At 70.5% G+C, this 22,448-nt stretch carries 18 protein-coding genes and 1 tRNA gene; 7 read left to right on the top strand and 12 right to left on the bottom strand.

The features are described 5' to 3' along the window. Nucleotides 1-200 precede the first annotated feature (200 nt). The gene (locus OG410_RS16395; RefSeq protein ID WP_329299843.1) at nucleotides 201-626 is read left to right on the top strand and encodes an ATP-binding protein; all 426 of its coding nucleotides are present in this window, start codon (nucleotides 201-203) and stop codon (nucleotides 624-626) included. Here OG410_RS16395 and OG410_RS16390 read toward each other — a convergent pair. Then, on the bottom strand, nucleotides 609-2,828 hold the full coding sequence (locus OG410_RS16390; protein WP_329299842.1) for an MMPL family transporter: 2,220 nt from the start codon (nucleotides 2,826-2,828) through the stop codon (nucleotides 609-611). The genes OG410_RS16395 and OG410_RS16390 overlap by 18 nt on opposite strands. A gap of 152 nt (nucleotides 2,829-2,980) precedes the next feature. Between OG410_RS16390 and OG410_RS16385 the strand changes: the two genes are divergently transcribed. Then, a complete protein-coding gene (locus tag OG410_RS16385) occupies nucleotides 2,981-3,703 on the top strand; it encodes a TetR/AcrR family transcriptional regulator (RefSeq protein ID WP_329299841.1) in 723 nt (240 codons plus the stop codon). 140 nt (nucleotides 3,704-3,843) lie between these two features. Here OG410_RS16385 and OG410_RS16380 read toward each other — a convergent pair whose 3' ends face one another. From OG410_RS16380 to OG410_RS16365, 4 genes are all read right to left on the bottom strand, one after another. Beyond that, entirely contained in the window at nucleotides 3,844-5,274 is a 1,431-nt protein-coding gene (locus tag OG410_RS16380; protein WP_329299840.1) for a GH1 family beta-glucosidase, read from the bottom strand. A 105-nt stretch (nucleotides 5,275-5,379) separates the two neighbouring features. Next, nucleotides 5,380-6,288, bottom strand: coding sequence for a carbohydrate ABC transporter permease (locus OG410_RS16375; RefSeq protein ID WP_329299839.1), 909 nt, complete (start codon nucleotides 6,286-6,288; stop codon nucleotides 5,380-5,382). After that, nucleotides 6,285-7,313, bottom strand: a complete 1,029-nt coding sequence (locus OG410_RS16370) for a carbohydrate ABC transporter permease (RefSeq protein ID WP_326787590.1) — start codon at nucleotides 7,311-7,313, stop codon at nucleotides 6,285-6,287. Before OG410_RS16370 ends, OG410_RS16375 begins: the two co-directional genes overlap by 4 nt. Next, on the bottom strand, nucleotides 7,310-8,632 hold the full coding sequence (locus tag OG410_RS16365) for an ABC transporter substrate-binding protein (RefSeq protein ID WP_329299838.1): 1,323 nt from the start codon (nucleotides 8,630-8,632) through the stop codon (nucleotides 7,310-7,312). The genes OG410_RS16370 and OG410_RS16365 overlap by 4 nt, the downstream gene beginning before the upstream one ends. Nucleotides 8,633-9,021: 389 nt before the next feature. On the opposite strand from OG410_RS16365, the gene OG410_RS16360 reads away from it, so the two are divergent. After that, nucleotides 9,022-10,077, top strand: coding sequence for a LacI family DNA-binding transcriptional regulator (locus OG410_RS16360; protein WP_329299836.1), 1,056 nt, complete (start codon nucleotides 9,022-9,024; stop codon nucleotides 10,075-10,077). Between the two features lie 227 nt (nucleotides 10,078-10,304). Here OG410_RS16360 and OG410_RS16355 read toward each other — a convergent pair whose 3' ends face one another. The 4 genes from OG410_RS16355 to OG410_RS16340 all read right to left on the bottom strand — a co-directional run bounded on the left by OG410_RS16355 (nucleotide 10,305) and on the right by OG410_RS16340 (nucleotide 13,078). Continuing rightward, nucleotides 10,305-10,811 (bottom strand): GNAT family N-acetyltransferase, encoded by a 507-nt coding sequence (locus OG410_RS16355; RefSeq protein ID WP_329299834.1) that lies wholly within the window; start codon nucleotides 10,809-10,811, stop codon nucleotides 10,305-10,307. An 80-nt stretch (nucleotides 10,812-10,891) separates the two neighbouring features. Beyond that, nucleotides 10,892-10,964: transfer RNA gene (locus OG410_RS16350), tRNA-His, on the bottom strand. 109 nt (nucleotides 10,965-11,073) lie between these two features. Then, the gene (gene orn / locus OG410_RS16345) at nucleotides 11,074-11,676 is read right to left on the bottom strand and encodes an oligoribonuclease (protein WP_329299833.1); all 603 of its coding nucleotides are present in this window, start codon (nucleotides 11,674-11,676) and stop codon (nucleotides 11,074-11,076) included. Between the two features lie 163 nt (nucleotides 11,677-11,839). Next, on the bottom strand, nucleotides 11,840-13,078 hold the full coding sequence (locus tag OG410_RS16340) for a helix-turn-helix domain-containing protein (RefSeq protein ID WP_329299832.1): 1,239 nt from the start codon (nucleotides 13,076-13,078) through the stop codon (nucleotides 11,840-11,842). 1,358 nt (nucleotides 13,079-14,436) lie between these two features. On the opposite strand from OG410_RS16340, the gene OG410_RS16330 reads away from it, so the two are divergent. Further along, on the top strand, nucleotides 14,437-14,964 hold the full coding sequence (locus tag OG410_RS16330) for a universal stress protein (protein WP_328555400.1): 528 nt from the start codon (nucleotides 14,437-14,439) through the stop codon (nucleotides 14,962-14,964). A 185-nt stretch (nucleotides 14,965-15,149) separates the two neighbouring features. Continuing rightward, nucleotides 15,150-15,713: a GPR1/FUN34/YaaH family transporter gene (locus OG410_RS16325; RefSeq protein WP_329299830.1), complete on the top strand. Its 564-nt coding sequence runs from the start codon at nucleotides 15,150-15,152 to the stop codon at nucleotides 15,711-15,713. A 150-nt stretch (nucleotides 15,714-15,863) separates the two neighbouring features. On the opposite strand, the gene glmS is transcribed toward OG410_RS16325, so the two are convergent. Beyond that, a complete protein-coding gene (gene glmS / locus OG410_RS16320) occupies nucleotides 15,864-17,681 on the bottom strand; it encodes a glutamine--fructose-6-phosphate transaminase (isomerizing) (RefSeq protein ID WP_329299829.1) in 1,818 nt (605 codons plus the stop codon). A 14-nt stretch (nucleotides 17,682-17,695) separates the two neighbouring features. Beyond that, on the bottom strand, nucleotides 17,696-17,953 hold the full coding sequence (locus tag OG410_RS16315; RefSeq protein WP_326787600.1) for a hypothetical protein: 258 nt from the start codon (nucleotides 17,951-17,953) through the stop codon (nucleotides 17,696-17,698). A 164-nt stretch (nucleotides 17,954-18,117) separates the two neighbouring features. Between OG410_RS16315 and OG410_RS16310 the strand changes: the two genes are divergently transcribed. Continuing rightward, nucleotides 18,118-19,686 (top strand): purple acid phosphatase family protein, encoded by a 1,569-nt coding sequence (locus OG410_RS16310; RefSeq protein ID WP_329304142.1) that lies wholly within the window; start codon nucleotides 18,118-18,120, stop codon nucleotides 19,684-19,686. A gap of 128 nt (nucleotides 19,687-19,814) precedes the next feature. Here OG410_RS16310 and OG410_RS16305 read toward each other — a convergent pair whose 3' ends face one another. Continuing rightward, complete coding sequence (locus OG410_RS16305) at nucleotides 19,815-20,696, bottom strand: DUF4429 domain-containing protein (protein WP_329299828.1); 882 nt, start codon at nucleotides 20,694-20,696, stop codon at nucleotides 19,815-19,817. A 135-nt stretch (nucleotides 20,697-20,831) separates the two neighbouring features. Here OG410_RS16305 and OG410_RS16300 point away from each other — a divergent pair, with 135 nt between their 5' ends. After that, nucleotides 20,832-22,415: a beta-N-acetylhexosaminidase gene (locus OG410_RS16300; RefSeq protein WP_329299827.1), complete on the top strand. Its 1,584-nt coding sequence runs from the start codon at nucleotides 20,832-20,834 to the stop codon at nucleotides 22,413-22,415. The last annotated feature ends 33 nt before the right edge of the window (nucleotides 22,416-22,448 follow it).

Raw genomic sequence — 22,448 nt, 5'->3', positions numbered from 1 at the left:
CCCGCGAGTTGCCGACCCGTCGGCATGTCACTCACGTGGGTGACATAAGCGGGAGACGCTTGCGTCGAGGGAAAACATTTCCCTACCGTCGAGGCGATCCACCTCGCCCCCGCGCTCCGAGGAAGTACCCCTGGTCTCAACGGAGTTGAGGACCCGGACTTGGTCACCACGGTCGCGCGCAATGTGAAGGAGCCCTTCCGATGGAGGACCCCCCGCGCCCCACCGACGTCTCCCTCGTCTTTCCGCCGCTCTCCGTCTGGGTGCGCACCGCCCGGGAGACCGTCCGTACCCTCCTCGCCGCGTCGCACCGGCCCGAACTCACCGACATCGCGGTGCTGCTGACCTCCGAGGCCGTCACCAATGCTGTCAACGCCTGTACTGGTCAGGGCTGTTCGGCCCCGGTCACGCTGCACGCCGGCTGGGCGGGCCCCCGCCGCCTGCGTGTCCTCGTGCACGACGAGGCCCCGGGCCGTCCCGACTGCCGTACCCCCGGCCCCGATGAGGAGGGAGGCCGGGGGATACAGCTGATCTCCAGGAGCGCCGACGCCTGGGGCGTGTGCGGGCACGGGCCGGGGCGGGGCAAGGCGACCTGGTTCGAACTGGGACGGTCAGACCTTCGCGGGTGACCGCCCGGGAGAGGCGGCGGAGGCGTCCGAGGGGGGCGAACCCTCGCTGAGTCCGAGCCGTCCGTGCAGCGCGCGCAGGGGCTTCGGCGCGTACCAGGCCGCGGGGCCCAGCAGCCGCATGGCGGCCGGGACGAGCACACCCCGTACGGCCACCGCGTCGATCAGGATCGCCAGACCGCTGCCGAGGCCGAACATCTGGATGAAGCTGACGTGAGACGTGCCGAAGGCGAAGAAGCTCACCGCGAGCAGCCCGGCGGCCATGGTCACGATCCGGCCGGTGTGCGAGAGCCCGCTGGTGACCGCGGTCCCGGTGTCGGCGCCCGCGTCGTGGAGTTCCTTGATACGGCTGGTCACGAACACCTCGTAGTCCATGGACAGACCGAAGGCGATGCAGAACATCAGCACGGTCATCGAGGTGTCCATCGGCTGTGGCGTGAAGCCGAACAGGGAGGACAGATGACCGTCCTGGAAGATCCACACCATGACACCGATGGCCGCGGTGAGACTGACGGCGTTCAGGACCAGGGCCCGCAGGGGCTGGACCACGCTTCCGGTGAAGAGGAACAGGATCAGGAAGGTGCTGCCGGCCACCAGGCCGATGGCGGCCGGGAGCCGGTCCGCGATCGAGGACTTGGAGTCGACCAGCCGGGCGTCCGTGCCGCCGACCAGCGCCTCGGTCCCGCCGGGCGCGTCGACCGCCCGTACGGCCTTGACCAGTCCCTGGGCCCGGTCCGACTTCGGGGTGAGGTCCGTGACGACGCTGATCCGCTGGGCGTCGGGGCGGCCGAGCGAGGCGGCGGCCGGTCCGGGCGGACCGGAACGGCCGTCGGTGTAGGTGCCGGCGGAGGTCTCGACGCGGGCCGCGCCGTCGAGCCGCGACAGCGTGGTCGCGTACGTGCTCAGCGCGCCCGGTGACACCGGGCCCGTCGTCACGATCTGCACCGCCGACTCGTCGCTGCCGGTGAAGTCGTGCTGGACGGCGGTGGCGACCTGCCGGCTCTGCGCGCTCTCGGGCAGGACCCGTTCGTCGGGTGTGCCGAAGACGACGCCGAGCAGCGGGGAGGCCGCGAGCAGCAGGACGGCCAGGACCGGGAGCGCGGTCAGGGCGGGCCTGCGCATCACCGTGCGGGAGAGCCTGGCCCAGAGCGGGGCCTCGGCGCTGCGGACCGTCTTCGCCCAGGGCAGCCGGCCCTTGTTGACGCGGTGGCCCAGCAGGGCGAGCACGGCCGGCATGACCAGCAGCGCGCTCAGGGCGGCGATGGCCACCACGCCGATGCCCGCGTAGGCGAAGGAGCGGAGGAAGAACTGCGGGAAGACCAGCAGCGCGGCGAGTGCGGCGGCGACGGTCGCGGCGGAGAAGGTGATGGTGCGTCCCGCGGTGCGGACCGTGTGCCGCAGGGCGTCGGGGACCTCGGCGCCCTCCGCGAGGTGTTCACGGAACCGGCTGATCATGAGCAGGGCGTAGTCGATGCCGAGGCCCAGGCCCAGCGCGGTGGTGAGGTTGATCGAGAACACCGACACGCTGGTGAGGCTGCCCAGGACATAGAGCTCGGCGAAGGTGCCGACGATCGCGATCAGCCCGATGACCAGCGGCAGCAGCGCCGCGACGAAACTGCCGAAGGCGATCACCAGCAGGACGAGGATCAGCGGTACGGCGATGGCCTCGGCCACCGCCAGGTCCTTGGCGACCTGGGTGGGCACCTCGTCGCCGACCGCGGCCTCACCACCTGCCTGCACGGTGAGCCCGTTCCGGTCGCCGGTGTACCGGCCGATGACCGCCGAGGCGTTGTCGCCCCGCTGGGTGTCGTCGCCCTTGACGTGCGCCAGTACGAGGGCCTGCTTGCCGTCCCGGGAGGTCAGCGCGGAGGCGCCGGTGTCCCAGTACGAGATCACGTTCGACAGGGCGGGCTCGTTCTTGAGCCGGGAGGTCAGGTCGCGCCCGGCGCGGTCGGCGGCGGGGGAGCCGATGGCCCCGCCGTCGTCGGACCGGGCGAGCAGGACGAGGTTGCTCTCGCCGCCGAACTTCTGGTCGATGAGGGTCTGCGCGCGGGCCGAGGGTGCGCTCGGATCCTCGAAACCGCCGCTCTGGAGCTTGCCGAACGCTCCGAGTCCGACAGCGGCCATGGCGACGACGGCCACCGCGGCGAGGGCGAGCAGAAGCCGGCTCCGATGGAGGGCCAGTTGTGCGATGCGGTCGAACACGGTGATCGCCTCCGAATGTTTACGCCGTTAACATCGACGATGGCATAGGATGTTAACGGCGTCAACTTCGAAGCGCGGGGTAGGGAGAGGGGCAGGCCGGAGGACCGGAACGGGGGTGCGGGTGGAACCACCGATTCGGGCAGGATGGAGTCATGGAATCGATCACGGACGGCGCGGCGGACACCGGCGGCGACGCGGGCGCGGACGACCGGCGGACAGCGGGTGCCCGCACGCGGACGGGCGGCCGGTCCCGGTACCACCACGGCGACCTGCGCAACGCCCTGATCGAGGCCGCGGTCGAACTCGCGACGGAGGGCGGCCCGGAGCGGGTCGTGCTGCGGGAGGCCGCCCGCAGTGTCGGGGTGTCGCCCACCGCCGCCTACCGCCACTTCGGGGGCCAGGGGGAACTGCTGGAGGAAGTGAAGATCCACGGCCAGCAGGCCCTCGCCGCCTCGATGATGGAGGCCGTACGCGCTCTGCCCGCGTCCGACGACCCGGGCGAGGCGGCGGTGCGCAGGACCGAGGCCGTCGGGCGCGGCTACGTCCGCTTCGCGATCGAGCACCCCGGCCTCTACCGCACCGCCTTCTGCCGCACCGAGGCGGCGGCGGAACACGACTTCACCGGCATCGAAGCACCGGACGCCGGGGCCGAGTTCGCCGCGTTCAGGGAACTCTCCGACACCCTCGACGCGCTGGTCGTGACGGGCCGGATGCGACCGGAGAACCGCCCCGCCGCCGAGGCGGCCGCCTGGGCGACCGTGCACGGCCTGTCCCTGCTCATCCTCGACGGCCCGCTGGCCCTCCTGCCCCCGGACCAGCGCGACGCGGTGGTCGAGCGCACCCTGACCACGATCGTCGCGGGACTCATCCGCTAGCCGCGTCCTGGACGTCCCGCGAACGTGCCTGGACGTCCCACGAACGTGCTTGGAGGCCCCCGGAACATGCCGGGGCGCGGCACCCCCTCGGGTGTCGCGCCCCGTGTCTCCCGTGTCCCCCGTGTCTTTCGGGCGCCGGCCTACTCGGCGGGCGTCACCGGGGCCAGCGTTCCCGTGCGGGCCGCCTGGCTGTACCAGTGGGCGCTCGTCTTCGGGGTGCGGACCTGGGTCGCGTAGTCCACGTAGACCGCGCCGAAGCGCTTCTCGTAGCCGTAGGCCCACTCGAAGTTGTCCATCAGGGACCACAGGTAGTAGCCGCGGACGTCCGCCCCGTCGGCGATCGCGCGGTGCACGGCGGACAGGTGGCCGTGCAGGTAGGAGACTCGCTCGGGGTCATGGACGCGGCCCTCCGGGTCCGGCTTGTCGTCGTAGGCCGCGCCGTTCTCCGTGATGTACAAGGGAAGGCCCGGAGCCTCGCGGGTGTACCGCATGATCAGGTCGTGCAGTCCCTGCGGTTCGATCGTCCAGCCCATCTCCGTGCGCTCGCCCGGGGTCTGGTGGAACGTGACGTCGTCCGCGCCCGGCCAGGGGGAGTGCGAGCTGGAGCCGTGGCCGTCCGCACGCGGACCGTCGGTGGCAGCGGTGGAGGCCGAAACCAGCGTCGGGGTGTAGTAGTTGAGGCCGAGGGCGTCCAGCGGCTGGTGGATCAGCGCGAGATCCCCGTCCTGGACGTGCGGCCAGTCGGTGATCGATCGGGTGGCCGTGATCAGGGTCTCCGGGTAGGCGCCGTGCAGCATCGGGCCGTGGAAGACGCCGTTGGCCAGGTCGTCGATGCGCTGGACCGCGGCCAGATCCGCCGGGTCCTGCGAAAGGGGCCGGATCGGGCAGGAGTTGAGGCTCACCGCGACCGAGTTGCGGGACGGCATGACGGAACGGAGCGCCGACGTGCCGAGCCCGTGCGCGAGGTTCAGGTGGTGAGCCGCGCGCAGCGCCGCCGCCGGGTCCGTCCGGCCGGGGGCGTGCACACCGGAGCCGTAGCCCAGGAAGGCGCTGCACCAGGGCTCGTTCAGCGTGATCCACTGCTCGACGCGGTCACCCAGCGCCTCGCCCACGATCTGCGCGTACTCCGCGAAGCGCAGCGCCGTCTCGCGCTCGGGCCAGCCGCCCGCGTCCTCCAGCTCCTGCGGCAGGTCCCAGTGGTAGAGGGTGACGGCCGGCTTGATGCCGTGCGACAGCAGCTCGTCGACCAGACGCCGGTAGAAGTCCAGGCCGCGCTGGACGGCGGGGCCACGGCCGGTGGGCTGCACCCGCGACCAGGAGACGGAGAAGCGGTACGCGCCCAGTCCGAGGTCCGCCATCATGGCCACGTCGTCGCGGTAGCGGTGGTAGTGGTCGACAGCGATGTCACCGTGCTCGCCGCCGGCCGTCTTGCCAGGTGTATGGCTGAAGGTGTCCCAGATCGACGGCGTGCGGCCGTCCTCCCGCACCGCACCCTCGATCTGGTAGGCGGAGGTCGCCGCACCCCAGAGGAAGGCCGGAGGAAAAGTCACGGAAGTTGCGGACTCAGGCATGGAAGCGCTCCCAAGGGGGTCGTGAAGACCGACGAGTTGGAGGTGGGGAAGGAGAGGCGGGACAAAGGGGCCGAGGCGGCGGTGACCCGGCCCCTGGAAGGGCGGTCAGCCCTTGATCGCGCCCTGCATGATCCCGCCCACGATCTGCTTGCCGAACAGGAGGAAGGCGATGAGCAGCGGCAGGGTGCCGAGCAGCGCGCCCGCCATGATCACGGCCTGGTCGGGGATGTAGCCGGTGCCCAGCGCGTTGAGGGCGACCTGCACGGTCGGCTCCTGCTGGTTCAGGGCGATGATCGGCCACAGGAAGTCGTTCCAGGCCATCACGAACGTCAGCAGGCCGAGCACCGCCATCGCCGGGCGCGCCGCCGGGAAGACGACGTGCCACACCACGCGCAGACTGTTCGCGCCGTCGACCCGCGCCGCCTCGATGAGCTCGGAGGGCAGGGCCTGCAACAGATACTGCCGCATGAAGAACGTACCGAAGGCGCTCACCAGGGTGGGCAGGATGACCGTCTGGAGCTGGTTGGACCAGCCCAGGTCGCTCATCCACAGATACAGCGGTACGACGGCGAGCTGCGGCGGGATCATCATCGTGCCGATGGTCAGCAGCAGCAGAAGTCCGGAGAACTTGAACCGCAGCTTGGCGAAGGCGAATCCGGCGAGCGTGGAGAACACGACCGTGCCGACGGTGATGGTCCCGGCGACGATCGTGGAGTTGACCATCGCGGTGCCGAGCCCGGCCTGCTCCCACGCGGCCTCGAGGTTCTTGAACAGGTTCCCGCCGAACCACAGCGGCGGCGGTGACTGAGCCAGCCGCTCGTTGTTGCGTGAGGCCGCCATGGCCGTCCAGACCAGCGGCGCGAGCGAGACCAGCGCGAAGACGGTCAGGACGACATAGGTGACCGGACCCGCGTGGAGCTGCTTGCCCGCGCCGAGCACCCTGCGGCGTCCGGGGCGGCCGTCCGTGGTCGTCTTCGTCTCCGCCTGAGGGGCAGTCAGTTCGGTCGTGGTCATTGGGATTTCCTCAGCCGTCGGGTGATCAGCAGGTTGATCGCGGCGATGATCAGCAGGATCAGGAACATCGTCCATGCGATTGCCGACGCCTTGCCGAGGTTGCCGATGTTCCAGCCCTGGTCGTACATGTACAGGCCGAGCGTCTGGTACTGGTGCGCGGAGCCGCCCTTCGAGCCGCTGACCCCGCCGAACAGGAGCGGTTCACCGAAGAGCTGGGTCGCGCCGATCGTGGACACGACGACCGTGAACAGGATCGTCGGCCGCAGCATGGGGATCGTCACGTGGCGGAACTGCTGCCAGCGGCCGGCGCCGTCGAGGGCGGCCGACTCGTACAGGTCCGTGGGGATCGCCTGCATCGCCGCGAGATAGATCAGCGCGTTGTAGCCGGTCCAGCGCCAGATCACGATCGAGGAGACGGCGAACTGACCGCCCCAGTCGGACTCGCGCCAGTTGATCGGGTCCACCCCGACGAAGTGCAGCAGCCAGTTGATCATGCCGCCGTCCCACGAGTACAGCAGCGTGAAGACCAGCGTCGCCGCCGCCACCGAGGTGGCGTACGGGGTGAGCATCACGACCCGCCACACGGTCGAGCCGCGGAGCCGGTAGTTGAGCAGGTGGGCGATGCCGATCGCCATCAGGAGCTGCGGCACCGTGGAGATCACACCGATGGTGAAGGTGTTCCCCAGGGCGTTCCAGAAGAACTCCGAGGACAGCAGGTTCTTGTAGTTGTCCAGACCGGCCCAGGTCTGGTGGTCGAGACCGGAAAGCTGCACATTGTGCAGCGAGTACCAGGCCGTGTAGAGCAGCGGTACGAGCCCGAAGGCCCCGAAGACGATGAAGAAGGGGGCGATGAATGCGTACGGCGACGCCTTCATGTCCCAGCGGTACATCCGGCTGCGCCAGGACCCCGGGTCCTGCGGCGGCGTACCGCGACCCTGAGCGCCCCGGGCCGCGCCCGGCTGAGAGCCGGGCGCGGCGTCGGCGCTCGTCGCGGGGTGCGCGAGAGCCTGCTTGGAGCTGGTCACTGGCCGAGCACGTCCTTGATCTCAGCCTTTGCCGCGTTCCAGCCCTGGTCGGGGGACTTGCCCTTCTGCTCGACCTGGAGGATGCCGACGTCGGAGATCGCGGTGTTGATCGGCTGGTCCTTGGTACCGAAGTACTGGACCGGGATGGTCTTCGCCGAGTCGCCGAAGATCTGCGTGATCGGCGCGTTGGAGAAGTACTCCGTGGTGGCGGCGGCCGGCGTCAGGGTCGAGTAGGCCGACGGGGTCGACGGGAAGCTCGCCTGCTTGGCGAAGACCTTCGCCTGCTGCTCGGGCGCGGTCAGCCACTTGGCCAGCGCGATGGCCTCCTTCTGGTGCTTGCCCGCCACCGGCACACCGATGAACGAGCCGCCCCAGTTGGCCGCGGTCGGCGCGGCGGCCACGTCCCACTTGCCCTTGCCGGAGTCGCCGGACTTCTCCTGGATGTAGCCCATCATCCAGGCGGGGCAGGCCACGGTCGCGAACGAGCCCTTGGCGAAGCCCTGGTCCCACGTCGGGTCGAACTGCTTCAGCTTCGCCGACATGTTGCTGGTCGCCACGGTCATCGCGGCGTTCCAGGACTTCTTCACGCCCGTGGACTTGTCCCAGATGACGTTGCCGTCCTTGTCGTAGTACCGCTCGCTCTCGCCGCCGAGGGCCGCGTTGTAGACCGAGGAGGCGGAGTCCACGAACTTGGTGCCGCTGGGCGCCTTCTTCATGTAGTCCTTGCCCAGCGCGACGTACTTCGCCCAGTCGCCCTTCCACTGCTCGGCGAGCTTGGCGCGGTCGGTCTCCAGACCGGCCTTCTCGAAGAGGTCCTTGCGGTAGCAGATCGCCATCGGGCCGATGTCGGTGCCGAGCGCGATGGTCTTGCCGTCCTTGGTGGTGGCCTGGGCCACCTTCCAGGGCAGGAACTGCGACTTGTCGACCTCCTTGCCGAGGTCGACGAACTTGTCGGCCTGGGTCTGGACGGCCTCGGTGACGTTGCCGACCTCGATCGCCTGGATGTCGTCGGTCCCGGAGCCGGCCTGGAGACGCGTGAGCGTCTTGGGCCAGTAGACGTCGGTACGGGTGGTGACGTTCTCCTTGATCGTGATGTCGGGGTGCAGCTTCGTGTACTCGTCGTAGAGGCCGGCCTGCTTGTAGCCGAAGACGCCGAACGTGCCTACGGTCAGGGTCGTCTTGCCCTTGCCGCTTCCACCGTTGTCGTCCGACGAGCTGTCGTCCGGGTCGCTGGAACAGCCGGCCAGCAGTCCCGTAGCCAGCGCGGCGACGACCGCGATGGCCCCCAGCCTGCGGGACCGGCGGGTACTCGTGCGCATTGCGTCCTCCTGTTGCCTGACGTGCCGACCCCCCGGCCAACTGCATTGGTGGCGCCCGTTGTTTCTCGCTGCGGCTCGGGCGGGGAACGTGCGGGATGTGTATGTGTCAGGTACTGTGGGAGCGCTCCCACAGGTGATGTGTTGAAGAGTCGTCGGTTCCGGCGGGGGTGTCAAGGGTGGGGGAGCGGAGAGATGCGTTCAGTTATCGGCCTGTTAGCTGAAGATGTCATTCCGCCACATGGCCGGAAGCGTCTCATGGTGCGTCCGGTGCCTGAAGGGCGGCGGTTTCGCGAGGAGACGCCTCCTGGGCTGCGGCCCAGTGACGCGAGCCTCGCCCGGCGAGGCTGTTAGATTCCAGGCCAACTTGGTTTCAACGGGAGGCGGAGGCCATGGCAGTCCACGGAGCGCGGGGCCGCGGTGGTGGGCGGCCGACCCTCGAAGAGGTGGCCGCGCGCGCGGGAGTGGGCCGTGGCACGGTCTCCCGGGTGATCAACGGTTCCCCGCGGGTCAGTGACGCGACCCGGGCCGCGGTCGAGGCGGCGGTCGCGGAGCTCGGATATGTTCCGAACACGGCGGCCCGCGCCCTCGCGGCCAACCGCACGGACGCGATCGCCCTGGTCGTCCCCGAACCGGAGACGCGTTTCTTCGCGGAACCGTACTTCTCGGACATGCTGCGCGGTGTCGGTGCCGAACTCTCCGAGACCGAGATGCAGTTGCTGTTGATATTCGCGGGCAGCGACCGGGAGCGGCAGCGCCTGGCCCAGTACCTCGCGGCGCACCGCGTGGACGGCGTCCTGCTGGTCTCGGTGCACGCCGACGACCCGCTCCCCGACCTGCTCTCCCAGTTGGAGATCCCGGCCGTGATCAGCGGCCGGCGCTCGGCGGAGGAGACGCTTCCGTCGGTGGACTCCGACAACTACGGCGGCGGGCGCGCGGCCGTGGAACATCTCGTCTCCCGGGGCCGCGGCAGAATCGGCCACCTCGCCGGCCGCATGGACGTCTACGGCGCCCAGCGGCGCGTCGACGGCTACCGCCAGGGTCTGCGGGACGCGGGCCGCGAGGTGGACGACCGGCTGATCGTCCCCGGCGACTTCACCGAGGAAGGGGGCCGGCGCGCCATGACCCTGCTGCTGGAGCGCTTCCCCGACCTCGACGCGGTCTTCGCCGGCTCCGACGTCATGGCGGCGGGTGCCCGGCAGGTGCTGCGCGAGAGCGGCCGGCGCATCCCGGACGACGTGGCGCTCATCGGCTACGACGACTCCGCCATAGCCCGTCACATGGATCCGCCCCTGACCAGCGTCCGCCAGCCCATCGAGGAGATGGGCCGGGCCATGATCGACCTCCTGCTCGGAGAGATCGCGGACCGCCGGCCCGTGGCCTCCCGGGGGCTGGAGAAGCGTCAACTGGTGCTGCCCGCGGAACTGGTGGTGCGGGCCTCGTCCTGAGGCGCGCGAGGGGCGGCCCTCATGGCCCGCCTTCGGGGCGGCTTCGCCCGGAGGGCGCCCTCGGGATGCCGCACGGGGCGGCCCCGCGACGCCGGACGGCGCTCAGGGGTGCCGTCCGCCGGACCGTTCCGGGTCCTCGGCGTCATGCCCTGGACCGGGCGGGGTCACCGTCGTACCGTCAGCTCCTCGTGGACGGACCTCGCCGTCCGCCCCGGAACCGGGTGAGGTCATCGTCGTACCGTCAGCTCCCAGCGGACCTCGCCGTCCTGGAGTTCCGCGGTCGCGGTGAGTCCCGCGGCCGCGGCGACGGCGGCCGAGGCGTGGTGAGCGGGGTGCACATGGGCCACGACCGTGCGGACGGGGAACGCCCGGACCGCGTGCCGGACCAGTGACCTCGCCGCCTCCACCGCGTATCCCCGGCCCTGCCAGGGCGTGCCCACGACCCAGGCGACCTCCGCGGTCTCTTCCGAGACAGTCGCCTGCACCGTCCCCACCAGGCAGCCCAGGGCCCGTTCCCGCAGCACCCAGTTGCACCAGAGGACGTCCGGATCCGGCGAACCCGCGACGAGGCGCTCGTAGCGGGCCCGCAGTGCCTGTGGAGTGTCCGGCGCCCCGCCGATGAACGCGTGCAACGCCGGATCGGCCAGCACCGCGGCCATCTCCTCGGCGTGCTCGGTCCGCAACGGGAGGAGATCGAGCCGGGTGGTGGCGAGGGGCTTCGTGGGGTGGGACACCAGGGGAGCGTACGGGCCGCAGGGTCCGGGAACGCAATCAGCCGGTGACCTGTTCAACAGGTCACCGGCTGATCACTCAGGGTGAGTGACGGGACTTGAACCCGCGGCCACCTGGACCACAACCAGGTGCTCTACCAACTGAGCTACACCCACCATGTCCGGTCTTCGGGACTTCCCTGACCGGCCGAGAAAAAGTGTACAGGGTTCCGAGGGGTGCTCGTGCACAGCTTTTTCCGGGGCCCGTCAGGGCCCCGTCAAAGGCCTATTCGGCGGGCAGGACGTGCTTGGCCGCGATGGTGCGGGCCGTGTCCGAGTCCGGGCCGGGCTGCGGGACGAAGACCGCCTCGCGGTAGTAGCGGAGCTCGGCGATGGACTCGCGGATGTCGGCCAGGGCGCGGTGGTTGCCGTTCTTCTCCGGGCTGTTGAAGTACGCCCGGGGATACCAGCGGCGGGCCAGCTCCTTGACGGAGGACACGTCCACGATGCGGTAGTGGAGGTAGTCCTCCAGCGTCGGCATGTCGCGCAGCAGGAAACCGCGGTCCGTGCCGACGGAGTTCCCGCAGAGCGGGGCCTTGCCCGGCTCCTTGACGTGCTCACGTACGTAGGAGAGGACCTGCGCCTCGGCGTCCGCCAGGGTCGTACCCCCGGCGAGCTCCTCCAGCAGGCCGGAGGCCGTGTGCATCTGGCGCACCACGTCCGGCATCGTCTCCAGGGCCGCGTCCGGCGGGCGGATCACGATGTCCACCCCTTCGCCGAGCACGTTCAGCTCAGAGTCGGTGACCAGCGCGGCCACTTCGATGAGCGCGTCATCCGACAGCGAGAGTCCGGTCATCTCGCAGTCGATCCACACCATGCGATCGTTCATGTGTCTCACCCTACGGCCAGCCTCCCTCAGGCGGACCCGCCCGTGCGCCCCGCCGGGTCGGCGCATCGCACCGGGTCCGGGTTCGCGGGTGAAGGGGTCCGCATACGAAGGAGCCCGCACCCGAAGGTGCGGGCCCCGCGTGTCCTGCCGGCTGCCGCCGGACCTATGGCGCGCTGCGCTGTCCGGGCAGGCTCGGCCTGCCCGTGGCGTACAGCTCCGCCCGTTCCCGCATCGCCTCCGCGGAGAGCGCCGCCGCCGCGCCCAGGCCGGCCACCGCGGTGCGGCGGGTCTGCATCGGGACCGGGCCCGAGTGCTCCTGGTGCAGCGACGTCGGCGGTCCGACCGGACCCGAAGGGCCGTCCGGATCCGCGTTCCGCTCGGCCTGTGGCCTGCGGGCGCGGTACGCCGCCCGGTACGCGGCCGGGGACGAACCCAGCTGCCGCCGGAAGTGGCCCCGCAGCGCGACCGGCGAACGGAAGCCGCAGCGGCCCGCGACCTCGTCCACCGAGTAGTCGGACGTCTCCAGGAGGCGCTGCGCCTGCAGGACGCGCTGAGTGATCAGCCACTGCAGGGGAGCGCTTCCGGTGAGCGAGCGGAACCGGCGGTCGAAGGTGCGGCGGCTCATGTAGGCGCGAGCCGCCAGCGTCTCGACGTCGAACTGCTCGTGGAGATGCTCCAGCGCCCAGGCGACGACCTCCGCGAGGGGGTCGGCGCCGATCTCTTCCGGCAGTGACCGGTCGAGATAGCGCTCCTGGCCTCCGCTGCGCCGCGGCGGGACCACCAGACGCCGGGCGAGCGCGCCGGCCGCCTCGTTGCCGTGGTCCGTCCGCACGATGTGGAGACAGAGATCGATTCCGGCCGCCGTACCCGCCGATGTCAGGACGTCGCCGTCGTCCACGAAGAGCTCGCGGGGGTCGACGTGCACCGACGGATAGCGTTTGGCCAGCGTCGGCGCGTACATCCAGTGGGTGGTCGCCGGACGGCCGTCCAGTAAGCCGGCCGCGGCGAGCACGAAGGCGCCGGTGCACAGCCCGACTATGCGGGCGCCTTCCTCATGGGCACGGCGCAGTGCGTCGAGCGCCTCCTCCGGTGGTGGCGAGGTGATCGACCGCCAGGCGGGCACGACGACCGTGCCTGCCCTGGAGATCGCTTCCAGGCCATGTGGTGCGGTGAGTTCCAGGCCCCCTGTGGTCCGCAGCGGGCCATCCTCGCCGGCACACACCAAAAGGCGGTAGCGCGGCACGCCGGCGTCCTGGCGGTCAATCCCGAACACCGACAACGGAATGGAACTCTCGAAAATGGGGCCGCCGCTGAACAGCAGCACCGCGACGATCTCCTTGCGGCGTCGCCCGGACAGTTTCCGGGCCGCGGTTTCCGGCGCGGCAGTGGAGTCGTGGCTCATCCTGCTAAGCCCCCCTCGGTGGTCGCGGCTCCTCGGTTGTGTCGCTCCTGCACGTTTCCCCTCGGTCCTGCACGAGTCCCCCGCCGTAAGACAAGATCGAATCTACTGTGTCCCGTCACGCCAGGGTGACCAGTTCGGTACTCCGTAGAATGTCGACATGGCAACTTGGCGTGAAGCATTCGATCACGAAGCGTTGCACTCGTGGGCGCCGCAGGGAAGTGCGCCTCGTGGCAGTGGCCAATCCACATAGGGTGCGCGCGGCCTCCGTACCCCTTTAGGTGCAGGTCGAACGGGGGTTGGGGGGTCGTTCGAGCAAGGGATGCGCCACTGCCGGAAGTTGGCTGAAAAGAAGCGTAGGTGTACGCGCAAACCGGTCAGTCGACCGACTCGTTCCTCCCAGTGTGACGAGCGCCTCGGTGAACTCCCGTGCCGCTTGCGCCCCATGGGACGACCCTCGGGCCCGCTTCGCTCCCGTGCCCCGTGGCTCCCGTGCTCCCCGTGCCGGTCCTCCCGTGCCGTCCGCGCTGTCGCGGGGCTCGTCGACGGGGGCGCGACACGCTCCGCCGCTCGTCGGCCAGGAGCGCCGCCCCCCGCTCGGACTGGCGCAGCAGGATCACACAGACCCCTGTCACGGCCGCGAGGCCCAGTGCCGTACCGGCCGCGTCGGCGAGCGAGCTGCCGTACCAGAGGAGAACCGCCGGGACCAGGACGCAGCTGAAGGCCGCCCAGCGGACCACGTCGCCCACCGCGTCCGGCGCGGGAGGAGCCGGGGGGCGTGAACCGGAGCATGTTCCCGATCGCGATCCGGGGTGTGATCCGGGTCGGGCTCCGGGGTGCGCCGCGGGCGAGGTGGAACGGGCGGGGCGGGCCGGCGGGGCGGAGGGTGCGAAGGGTGTGGAGGAGCGGGGGGCGGTGTCGGGTCCGGACACGTTCTGCTCCCTGGTGCTCCGGTGTTCTCCGCGCTCCGCACGGCATGTGATCTCCGTGGCGTGCCTTCTCCGCGGCGGCTGCGACCGGTTCAACGCGTGTTCGACGCGCCGGTCACTGCCCGGCCCGCGGGGCGAGTGTCCGGAAGGGGGCCGCCCGGTCCCGTCCGCCGGCGGAACTCCCGGTTCCCGGGAGTTCCGTGCAAATTCACCGGGGGCTCAGCGCAAACCACCTGTACAGGGCAGCAACCATTGCGTTACGGGCACCCTCTCGTGCATGCTCCCTGGAATGCCGCGTAAGGCGCGCGGGATCTGGGCAGAGGAGGCGTGCCGCCGTACCCTTGGGGGTATGGGGTTGGGAAGATGTTTCCCAGACACAGCTCTGCCGTTCGTTGTCGTCCCCACCACGAGGATCCAAACGCCGAGACACCCATGGCCGGTCACGAATTCTTCGATCCCGCGGACCGCAAGCGCCCGCTCGCCGATCCCACGGCGGCCGAGCCCCTGGCGGCGGAAGAACTCCGCCACTCCTGCGATCCCGCCTTCAAGCACGGCGTCGTCGTCGGTTTCGACGGCTCGACGTCCAGCGAGCGTGCCCTCGCCTACGCGATCGGGATGGCGCACCGCTCGGGCTCAGGCCTGATCATCGTCCATGTGGCCAACCGGCTGCCCACCACGGTGTGGGCGGGCTGCGAGCCGCCTGTCTTCGTCGACGTCCCGGACCACCGCACCGAGGTGCTGGGTCTCGAACTCGCCTGCGCCGAATACCTCTCCGAGGTGCCCTGGATCCTGGTCGAGCGGGGCGGAGACATCTGCCACGAACTCGAGGAAGTGGGCCGGGAGTACGAGGCGGACGCGATAGTCGTGGGCTCCACGCACGGCATCGTCGGGCGCATCTTCGGCTCGGTCGCGGGACGGCTCGCCAAGCGCGCCAAGCGCCCTGTCATCGTCATTCCCTGACGCCCCGTCCCTTACGGGGCGGTCCGGCCGCGCCGCGCGCGACCGGCGGTGTTCTCTGTGCGGTGAGTGAACCTACCGGCGCGTAGAGGTGTTTGTGCCTTTGTGAAGGGCATATACGGGACGCCGGTCCTACGCGGCGACCGGTATGGCGCAGCACAACTGCACAGGCATGAAGGGAGCCCGCCGTGGACAACGACGTCTCTGCGGGAAGCACCACCACCATCGTAGGAAGACTCGCGCTCGGCGTGACCCTGCTGGCCTTCGGCCTCGGGTACACCGACTTGATCGACGGGGTGACGGCGGCCGACGCCGTGTCACTGGCCCACTACGTAGGCGGCGTCGCGCTGTTCGTCGCCGGTCTGCTCGCCTTCCGCGACCGTGACACGGCCGACGGCACGGCCTTCACGGGACTCGGCGCCCTCTGGTTCACCTGGGCCGTCTCGGCCGGCGGCCAGGTCTCCGACAACGCGGCGGGACTCTTCCTGCTGCTCTTCGCGCTCGTCGTGCTCTCGCTCGCCCTCGCGGGCGGGGACACCCTCGGCCAGGGCACCTACGGACTGTTCTTCGTCTCCCTGCTGCTTCTCGCCGTCGGCCGTTTCGCGGACAGCACCGGCCTGGGCAAGGCCGGCGGCTGGTTCGCCGTCGCGGCCGGCGCGGTCGCCTGGTACGCGGCCACCGCGGCTCTCGCCCACTGGCCCACCGCAGTTCCGCGACGCGCCGCCGGCCGGGGGGTGACGGCCACCGGCTGACCCCGGCGCGGGCCGGGGTATTGGGCGGCTCCGGCCCCTCGAAGAACGGTCCCCGTGCGCGGGTGGTGCGCACGGGGACCGTTCATGTCCGGCCGCCGGCAAGGGAGTTGCGTGGCGACGAAGGGGCGGCGGACCGCCGCCCGGTGGTGACTACTCGACGGTGACCGACTTGGCGAGGTTGCGCGGCTTGTCGATGTCCCGGCCGAGCGCCAGCGCCGTGTGGTACGCGAGGAGCTGGAGCGGGATGCCCATCAGGATCGGGTCGAGCTCGTCCTCGTTCTTCGGGACGACGATCGTCTGGTCGGCCTTCTCCTGGTGCCGGTGCGCGACGGCGAGGATCTGGCCGCTGCGGGCCTTGATCTCCTCCAGGGCGGCGCGGTTCTTCTCCAGCAGGTCGTCGTCGGGGACGATCGCGACGGTGGGGAGCGCCGGCTCGATGAGCGCCAGCGGACCGTGCTTGAGCTCGGAGGCCGGGTACGCCTCGGCGTGGATGTACGAGACCTCCTTGAGCTTCAGGGAGGCCTCACGGGCCACCGGGTAGCCCCGGACGCGGCCGATGAAGAGCATCGAGCGGGCCTCGGCGTACTCCGCGGCCAGCTTCTTGATCTCGTCCTCCTGCTCCAGGATCTCGGCGATCTGGGCGGGGAGTTTGCGCAGGCCCTCGATGATCCGCTTGCCGTCGCGGACCGACAGGTCGCGGGTACGGCCGAGGTGCAGGGCGAGCAGCGCGAAGGCGACGGTGGTGTTGGTGAAGCACTTCGTCGAGACGACGCAGACCTCGGGGCCCGCGTGCACGTACATGCCGCCGTCCGCCTCGCGGGCGATCGCCGAACCGACGACGTTGACCACGCCGAGGACCCGCGCGCCCTTGCGCTTGAGCTCCTGCACGGCGGCGAGGACGTCGTACGTCTCACCGGACTGGGAGACCGCGATGTACAGGGTGTCGGGGTCGACGACCGCGTTGCGGTAGCGGAACTCGGAGGCCGGCTCGGCGTCCGCGGGGATACGGGCCAGCTCCTCGATCATCTGCGCGCCGATCATGCCCGCGTGGTACGAGGTGCCGCAGCCGAGGATCTTCACGCGGCGCACGGCGCGCGCGTCGCGGGCGTCCAGGTTCAGGCCGCCGAGGTGGACCGTCGAGAACCGGTCGTCGATACGGCCGCGCAGCACGCGGTCCACGGCCTCGACCTGCTCGTGGATCTCCTTGTGCATGTACGTGTCGTGGCCGCCCATGTCGTACGACGCGGCCTCCCACTCGACGGTGGTCGGCTCGGACGTCGTCCGGGTGCCCTCGGTGGTGTACGTCCGGAAGTCGTCGGCCTTGAGCGTGGCCATCTCGCCGTCGTCCAGCGTGACGATCTGGCGGGTGTGGGTGACCAGGGCGGCGATGTCCGAGGCGACGAACATCTCCTTCTCGCCGATGCCGAGCACGACGGGGGAGCCGTTTCGCGCCACCACGATGCGGTCGGGGAAGTCGGCGTGCATCACGGCGATGCCGTAGGTGCCCTCGATGACGCGCAGCGCCTCGCGGACCTTGTCCTCCAGCTTCTCCTGCTGGGAGCGGGCGACGAGGTGCGTGAGGACCTCGGTGTCGGTCTCGGAGAGGAACTCGACGCCGTCGGCCTCCAGCTTCTTGCGCAGGTCGGAGGCGTTGTCGATGATGCCGTTGTGGACGACCGCGACCTTGCTGTCGGCGGACATGTGCGGGTGCGCGTTCTCGTCGGAGGGGGCGCCGTGCGTGGCCCAGCGGGTGTGGGCGATACCCGTGGTGCCGGCGAAGCGCTTGGGGACCTTCGCCTCCAGGTCGCGGACCCGCCCCTTCGCCTTGACCATCTTCAGGCCGGCCGACTTCGGGGAGGTCACGACTATGCCCGCCGAGTCGTAACCGCGGTACTCCAGGCGCTGAAGGCCTTCGAGGAGCAGCGGGGTCACATCACGCCTGCCGATGTATCCGACGATTCCGCACATACAGGTAGATTCCCTCAGCCATAGACGATGCGGCGGAGCTGCCTGAGCGTGAGCTCCGGCGGCGCGACCGCGCGATATTTCAGGTCCGCCTCGATCCGTTCGAAGATCGACTCGTTCACCAGGCCCTGGGCCTGGAGCTCGCGGTGGCGGCGGCGGACGAACTCCTGGGTCGTCTCGTCGAAATAGGCGAGAACGTCCTGGATCACCCGCAGCGCCTCACCCCGGTTCAGGGGGGTCGACCGCGTCAAATGATCAACGAGTTCGTCGTGCACCCGTTGATCCTGGGGTACCGGAAGACGATTCGCAAGAATCCTGCCCGATATCGGGCAAGGCCTTGTTGAAGCTCTCATGGTGTGCTGTTTGCGGGCTGTCCAGCTGGCGTCTTGTGTCCCGTCGATTGCCCGGAGCAACTTCTGGAGCCATGGACACTCCACGTATGGGCGTACCCGAGCGGCTCGCCGAGAAGATGACCATGGCCGAGCAGCACGAGTACCTTCGCGCCAAGTTCTCGCGGCGCAACATGATCAGAGGCGGCGCCGTGACCCTCGGTGCCGTCGCGGGCGGCGCCTTCGTGCCCGGCGTCGCCCAGGCCGCCGCCCCGGCGCAGCGGACCTCCGCCCCGGCCTCGGCGGAGAAGGTCGACGGCGCGCTCGTCGCCCCCTTCGGCCGACACCTCGCCTTCGGCAACGACCCGCGCACCGAGATGACCGTCTCCTGGCAGGTGCCGGCCGCGGTCGCCAAGCCCTACATCCGCATCGGCGCCCACCCCTGGGACCTCTCCCGCAAGATCGACGCCGAGGTCCGCACCCTGTACACCCCGGCCGGCGTGGGCGCGAGCGGCGACCACACCCAGTACTACCTGCACGCCAGGCTCACCCACCTGCGCCCCGGCCGGACCTACTACTACGGCGTCGGCCACGCGGGCTTCGACCCCGCCCAGCCGCACCTCCTCGGCACGCTCGGCACCTTCACCACCGCGCCCGACCGTGCCGAGCCCTTCACCTTCACCGCCTTCGGCGACGAGGGCGTCGGCTACCACGGCCTCGCCAACGACGCCCTGCTGCTCGCCCAGAACCCCGCCTTCCACCTGCACGCCGGCGACATCGCGTACGCGGACCCGGCGGGCCAGGGCAAGACCGCCGACACCGGCTTCGACTCGCGCATCTGGGACCAGTTCCTCGCCCAGACCGAGACGGTCGCCAAGCAGGTCCCGTGGATGCCGGCGTACGGCAACCACGACATGGAGGCCTGGTACTCGCCCAACGGCTACGGCGGCGAGGAGGCCCGCTGGACGCTGCCGGACAACGGCCCCGACAAGGCCAACCTGCCCGGCGTCTACTCCTTCGTCCACGGCAACACGGCGGTCATCTCGCTCGACGCCAACGACGTCTCCTTCGAGATCCCGGCCAACCTCGGCGTCTCGGGCGGCACCCAGACCAAGTGGCTGGAGGCGCAGCTCAAGAAGTACCGCGCCGCGCGGGACATCGACTTCGTCGTGATCTTCTTCCACCACTGCGCGTACTGCACCTCCACGGCGCACGCCTCGGAGGGGGGCGTGCGACAGGAGTGGGTGCCGCTGTTCGAGAAGTACACCGTCGACCTGGTGATCAACGGCCACAACCACCAGTACGAGCGCACGGACGTCATCAAGGCGAACGCCGTCACCAAGAAGCTGCCGATCGGCGGCACGGCGTACACCGAGACCGACGGTGTCGTGTACGTGACGGCGGGCGCGGCCGGCCGCAGCCTGTACGCGTTCAGCGCCCCGGAGTCCTACGAGGGCAAGGAGAACGAGGTCGAGTCCGTCGCCTCCTTCGTCAACCTGAAGGGGGGCAGGCAGAACGAGACGGTCGCCTGGTCGCGCGTGCGCTACCTCAACTACTCGTTCCTGCGCGTCGACGTCCAGCCGGCCCCGAAGGGACGCCTGACCACCCTGAAGGTCCGCGGCATCGCCGAGACCGGTGCGGAGGTCGACCACTTCACGATCGCGCGCCGGGCCAAGTAGCCCCGGGCCCCTGCCCGGGCGCTCCGGGTACCGTCGGCCCCCAGGAACCAGGTACGCCCGGAAGGCGGGGCGTACCGCCTCCCTGACCGGCGGCCGGCCCCCGCGCGGCGGTCGTCGCCCGCCTGTTTCTAGAGGCGCTTGAGGACCGCCTGCTTGGCCAGGGCGAACTCCTCGTCCGTCAGGACGCCCTCCTTGTGCAGCTCGCCCAGTTCGCGCAGCCTGCGCAGGAGGGCGTCGTGGTCGGCCTCGGGTCCCGGTCCCAGGGCCGGGGCCCCGTCCGGCTCCTCGACGGGACGGTCCTCCACCGCCGCCGCCGGGTGCGGCAGCCTCGCCTGCACGGCGGCCGCCACCAGTGCCATCAGCGGGTCCCGCTTGAAGCCCCACAGCTCCACGGAGTTGGGGTCGTACTTCGGCGGCGCCTTGGTGTCGGCGCCGCGGACGGTGAAGCGCAGACAGCCGTTCTCCAGCCCGGCCGCGGGCCGCCACTCGACGGCCGTTATGTCCACGAGCGCGAGCGTCCGGGCACCCGCCGCGGACTTCGCCTCCTCCGTCTTCCAGTTCCACTCCAGGCGTACGCGCTCGCCGTCGAAGCTCGCCGTACCGTCACCCGCGGACGCGGACAGCGGCACCGCCGGGCCGGGCACCAGATAGCCGTCGACCGGACCGGCCGGGACCTGGTCGAGGAGCAGCGCGCCCCGCACCTCGTCCACGAGGTACTCGGCGACCCCGAGACGGTCGGCCTCCACCGTGAGCTGATACGGGTCGTTCGGCTCCGCGAGCTTGCCGCCGGTCGCCTGGAGCAGCGGGTCGGCGCCGTCGCGCAGCCGGAGCCTGAGCCGCCCGGCCTTCTTTCCCTGCTCCAGCGAGACACCCGCCAACGCGCCGAGCGGCACGGTGAGTTCACCCAGGGTCCGGCGCAGCAGGCTGACGTTCTTGTCCCGCCCCGGCGTCAGCCGCAGAGTGTCGCCGTCGAAGATCCACGTGCCGTCCCGCTGGATGATTTCCGCCATGCGGGGGATTGTTCCACCCCGTCTGCGGCAGAGTGGTCTCGACCAATTCGAGGTCTCGACCAGATCGAAGGGCACGGCGAGAGCGCGCGGCCGGACGGGCCGGGGTTTTCTCGCCGGGCACCGAAGGGAGCGCATGTGAGACAGCACCACAGAACGCCCCGCCTTCTCGGTACGCTGCTGCTCGTGGCGACGGCCGGCTTCTCCCTCGTCGGCGCGGCACCGCACACCGGGACCGCCGCCCCGCTGGGCCGCGTCGTCCCGGCCCCCGCCTCCGTCGAGCCGGGCGGAGCCCCGTACCGCATCACCGGTGACACCCGCATCCGCGTCGACGACTCGCGTGCGGCCCGCGCTGTCGGCGAGTACCTCGCCGGTATCCTGCGGCCCTCGACCGGCTACCGGCTGCCGGTCGGCTCGCACGGCTCCGGAGCGATCCGGCTCCGGCTCGGCGGCAAGGGGCTGGGCGACGAGGGCTACCGGCTCGACAGCGGCGCCTCGGGCGTCACCATCACGGCCGGCAGGCCCGCGGGCCTCTTCCACGGCGTCCAGACCCTGCGTCAGCTGCTGCCCGCCGCCGTCGAGAGGAAGTCCGTGCAGCGAGGCCCCTGGCTGATCGCCGGCGGCACCATCAGGGACACCCCGCGCTACGCCTACCGCGGCGCCATGCTCGACGTCTCCCGGCACTTCTTCACCGTCGGTCAGGTCGAGCGCTACATCGACGAACTCGCGCTCTACAAGGTCAACAAGCTGCATCTGCACCTGAGCGACGACCAGGGCTGGCGCATCGCCGTCGACTCCTGGCCGAGGCTGGCGGCCCACGGCGGTTCCACCGAGGTCGGCGGCGGACCGGGCGGCTTCTACACCAAGGCCGACTACCGCGAGATCGTCCGGTACGCCGCCTCGCGCCATCTGGAGGTCGTCCCGGAGATCGACATGCCCGGGCACACCAACGCCGCCCTCGCCTCGTACGCCGAACTGAACTGCGACGGGATCGCGCCGCCGCTCTACACCGGAACCGAGGTCGGCTTCAGCTCGCTGTGCGTGGGCAAGCCGCTGACGTACACCTTCGTGGACGACGTGATCCGGGAGCTGGCCGCGCTCACCCCCGGCGGGTACCTCCACATCGGCGGCGACGAGGCGCACTCCACCAGCCACGCCGACTACGTGACCTTCATGGACAAGGTGCAGCCACTGGTCGCCAGGTACGGCAAGAAGGTGATGGGCTGGCACCAGCTGACCGGGGCCACCCCGGCGGCGGGCGCCCTCGCGCAGTACTGGGGTCTCGACGACACCGGTGCCGAGGAGAAGGCGCAGGTCGCCGAGGCCGCGCGGAACGGGACCGGGCTCGTGCTGTCGCCCGCGGACCGGCTCTACCTCGACATGAAGTACACCGCCGACACCCCGCTCGGCCAGGACTGGGCCGGTCTGGTGGAGGTGCGGCGGGCCTACGACTGGGACCCGGGCAGCTACCTTCCCGGGGTGCCCGCCTCGGCCGTCAAGGGCGTCGAGGCGCCGCTGTGGACGGAGACGATCCAGAGCTCCGCGGACATCGACGTCATGGCCTTCCCAAGGCTGCCCGGGGCCGCCGAACTCGGCTGGTCCCCCGCCTCGACGCACGACTGGGACACCTACAAGGTGCGCCTCGCCGCCCAGGCGCCCCGCTGGGACGCCCTGGGCATCGGCTACTACCGCTCACCCCAGGTCCCCTGGCCCGCGGGCTAGAGGGAATGCCGACGGGCGCCCCGGAGGACCGTC

The sequence above is a fragment of the Streptomyces sp. NBC_00659 genome, from assembly GCF_036226925.1.
Lineage (GTDB): Bacteria > Actinomycetota > Actinomycetes > Streptomycetales > Streptomycetaceae > Streptomyces.
Note: the sequence above shows the minus strand (reverse complement) of the source record. Positions and strands in the feature narration are given on the sequence as shown.

Coding starts and splice junctions, on each gene's coding strand:
- OG410_RS16395 (WP_329299843.1), top strand. CDS start 201: ATGGAGGACCCCCCGCGCCCCACCGACGTCTCCCTCGTCTTTCCGCCG.
- OG410_RS16385 (WP_329299841.1), top strand. CDS start 2,981: ATGGAATCGATCACGGACGGCGCGGCGGACACCGGCGGCGACGCGGGC.
- OG410_RS16380 (WP_329299840.1), bottom strand. CDS start 5,274: ATGCCTGAGTCCGCAACTTCCGTGACTTTTCCTCCGGCCTTCCTCTGG.
- OG410_RS16375 (WP_329299839.1), bottom strand. CDS start 6,288: ATGACCACGACCGAACTGACTGCCCCTCAGGCGGAGACGAAGACGACC.
- OG410_RS16365 (WP_329299838.1), bottom strand. CDS start 8,632: ATGCGCACGAGTACCCGCCGGTCCCGCAGGCTGGGGGCCATCGCGGTC.
- OG410_RS16360 (WP_329299836.1), top strand. CDS start 9,022: ATGGCAGTCCACGGAGCGCGGGGCCGCGGTGGTGGGCGGCCGACCCTC.
- orn (WP_329299833.1), bottom strand. CDS start 11,676: ATGAACGATCGCATGGTGTGGATCGACTGCGAGATGACCGGACTCTCG.
- OG410_RS16340 (WP_329299832.1), bottom strand. CDS start 13,078: ATGAGCCACGACTCCACTGCCGCGCCGGAAACCGCGGCCCGGAAACTG.
- OG410_RS16330 (WP_328555400.1), top strand. CDS start 14,437: ATGGCCGGTCACGAATTCTTCGATCCCGCGGACCGCAAGCGCCCGCTC.
- glmS (WP_329299829.1), bottom strand. CDS start 17,681: ATGTGCGGAATCGTCGGATACATCGGCAGGCGTGATGTGACCCCGCTG.
- OG410_RS16310 (WP_329304142.1), top strand. CDS start 18,118: ATGGGCGTACCCGAGCGGCTCGCCGAGAAGATGACCATGGCCGAGCAG.
- OG410_RS16305 (WP_329299828.1), bottom strand. CDS start 20,696: ATGGCGGAAATCATCCAGCGGGACGGCACGTGGATCTTCGACGGCGAC.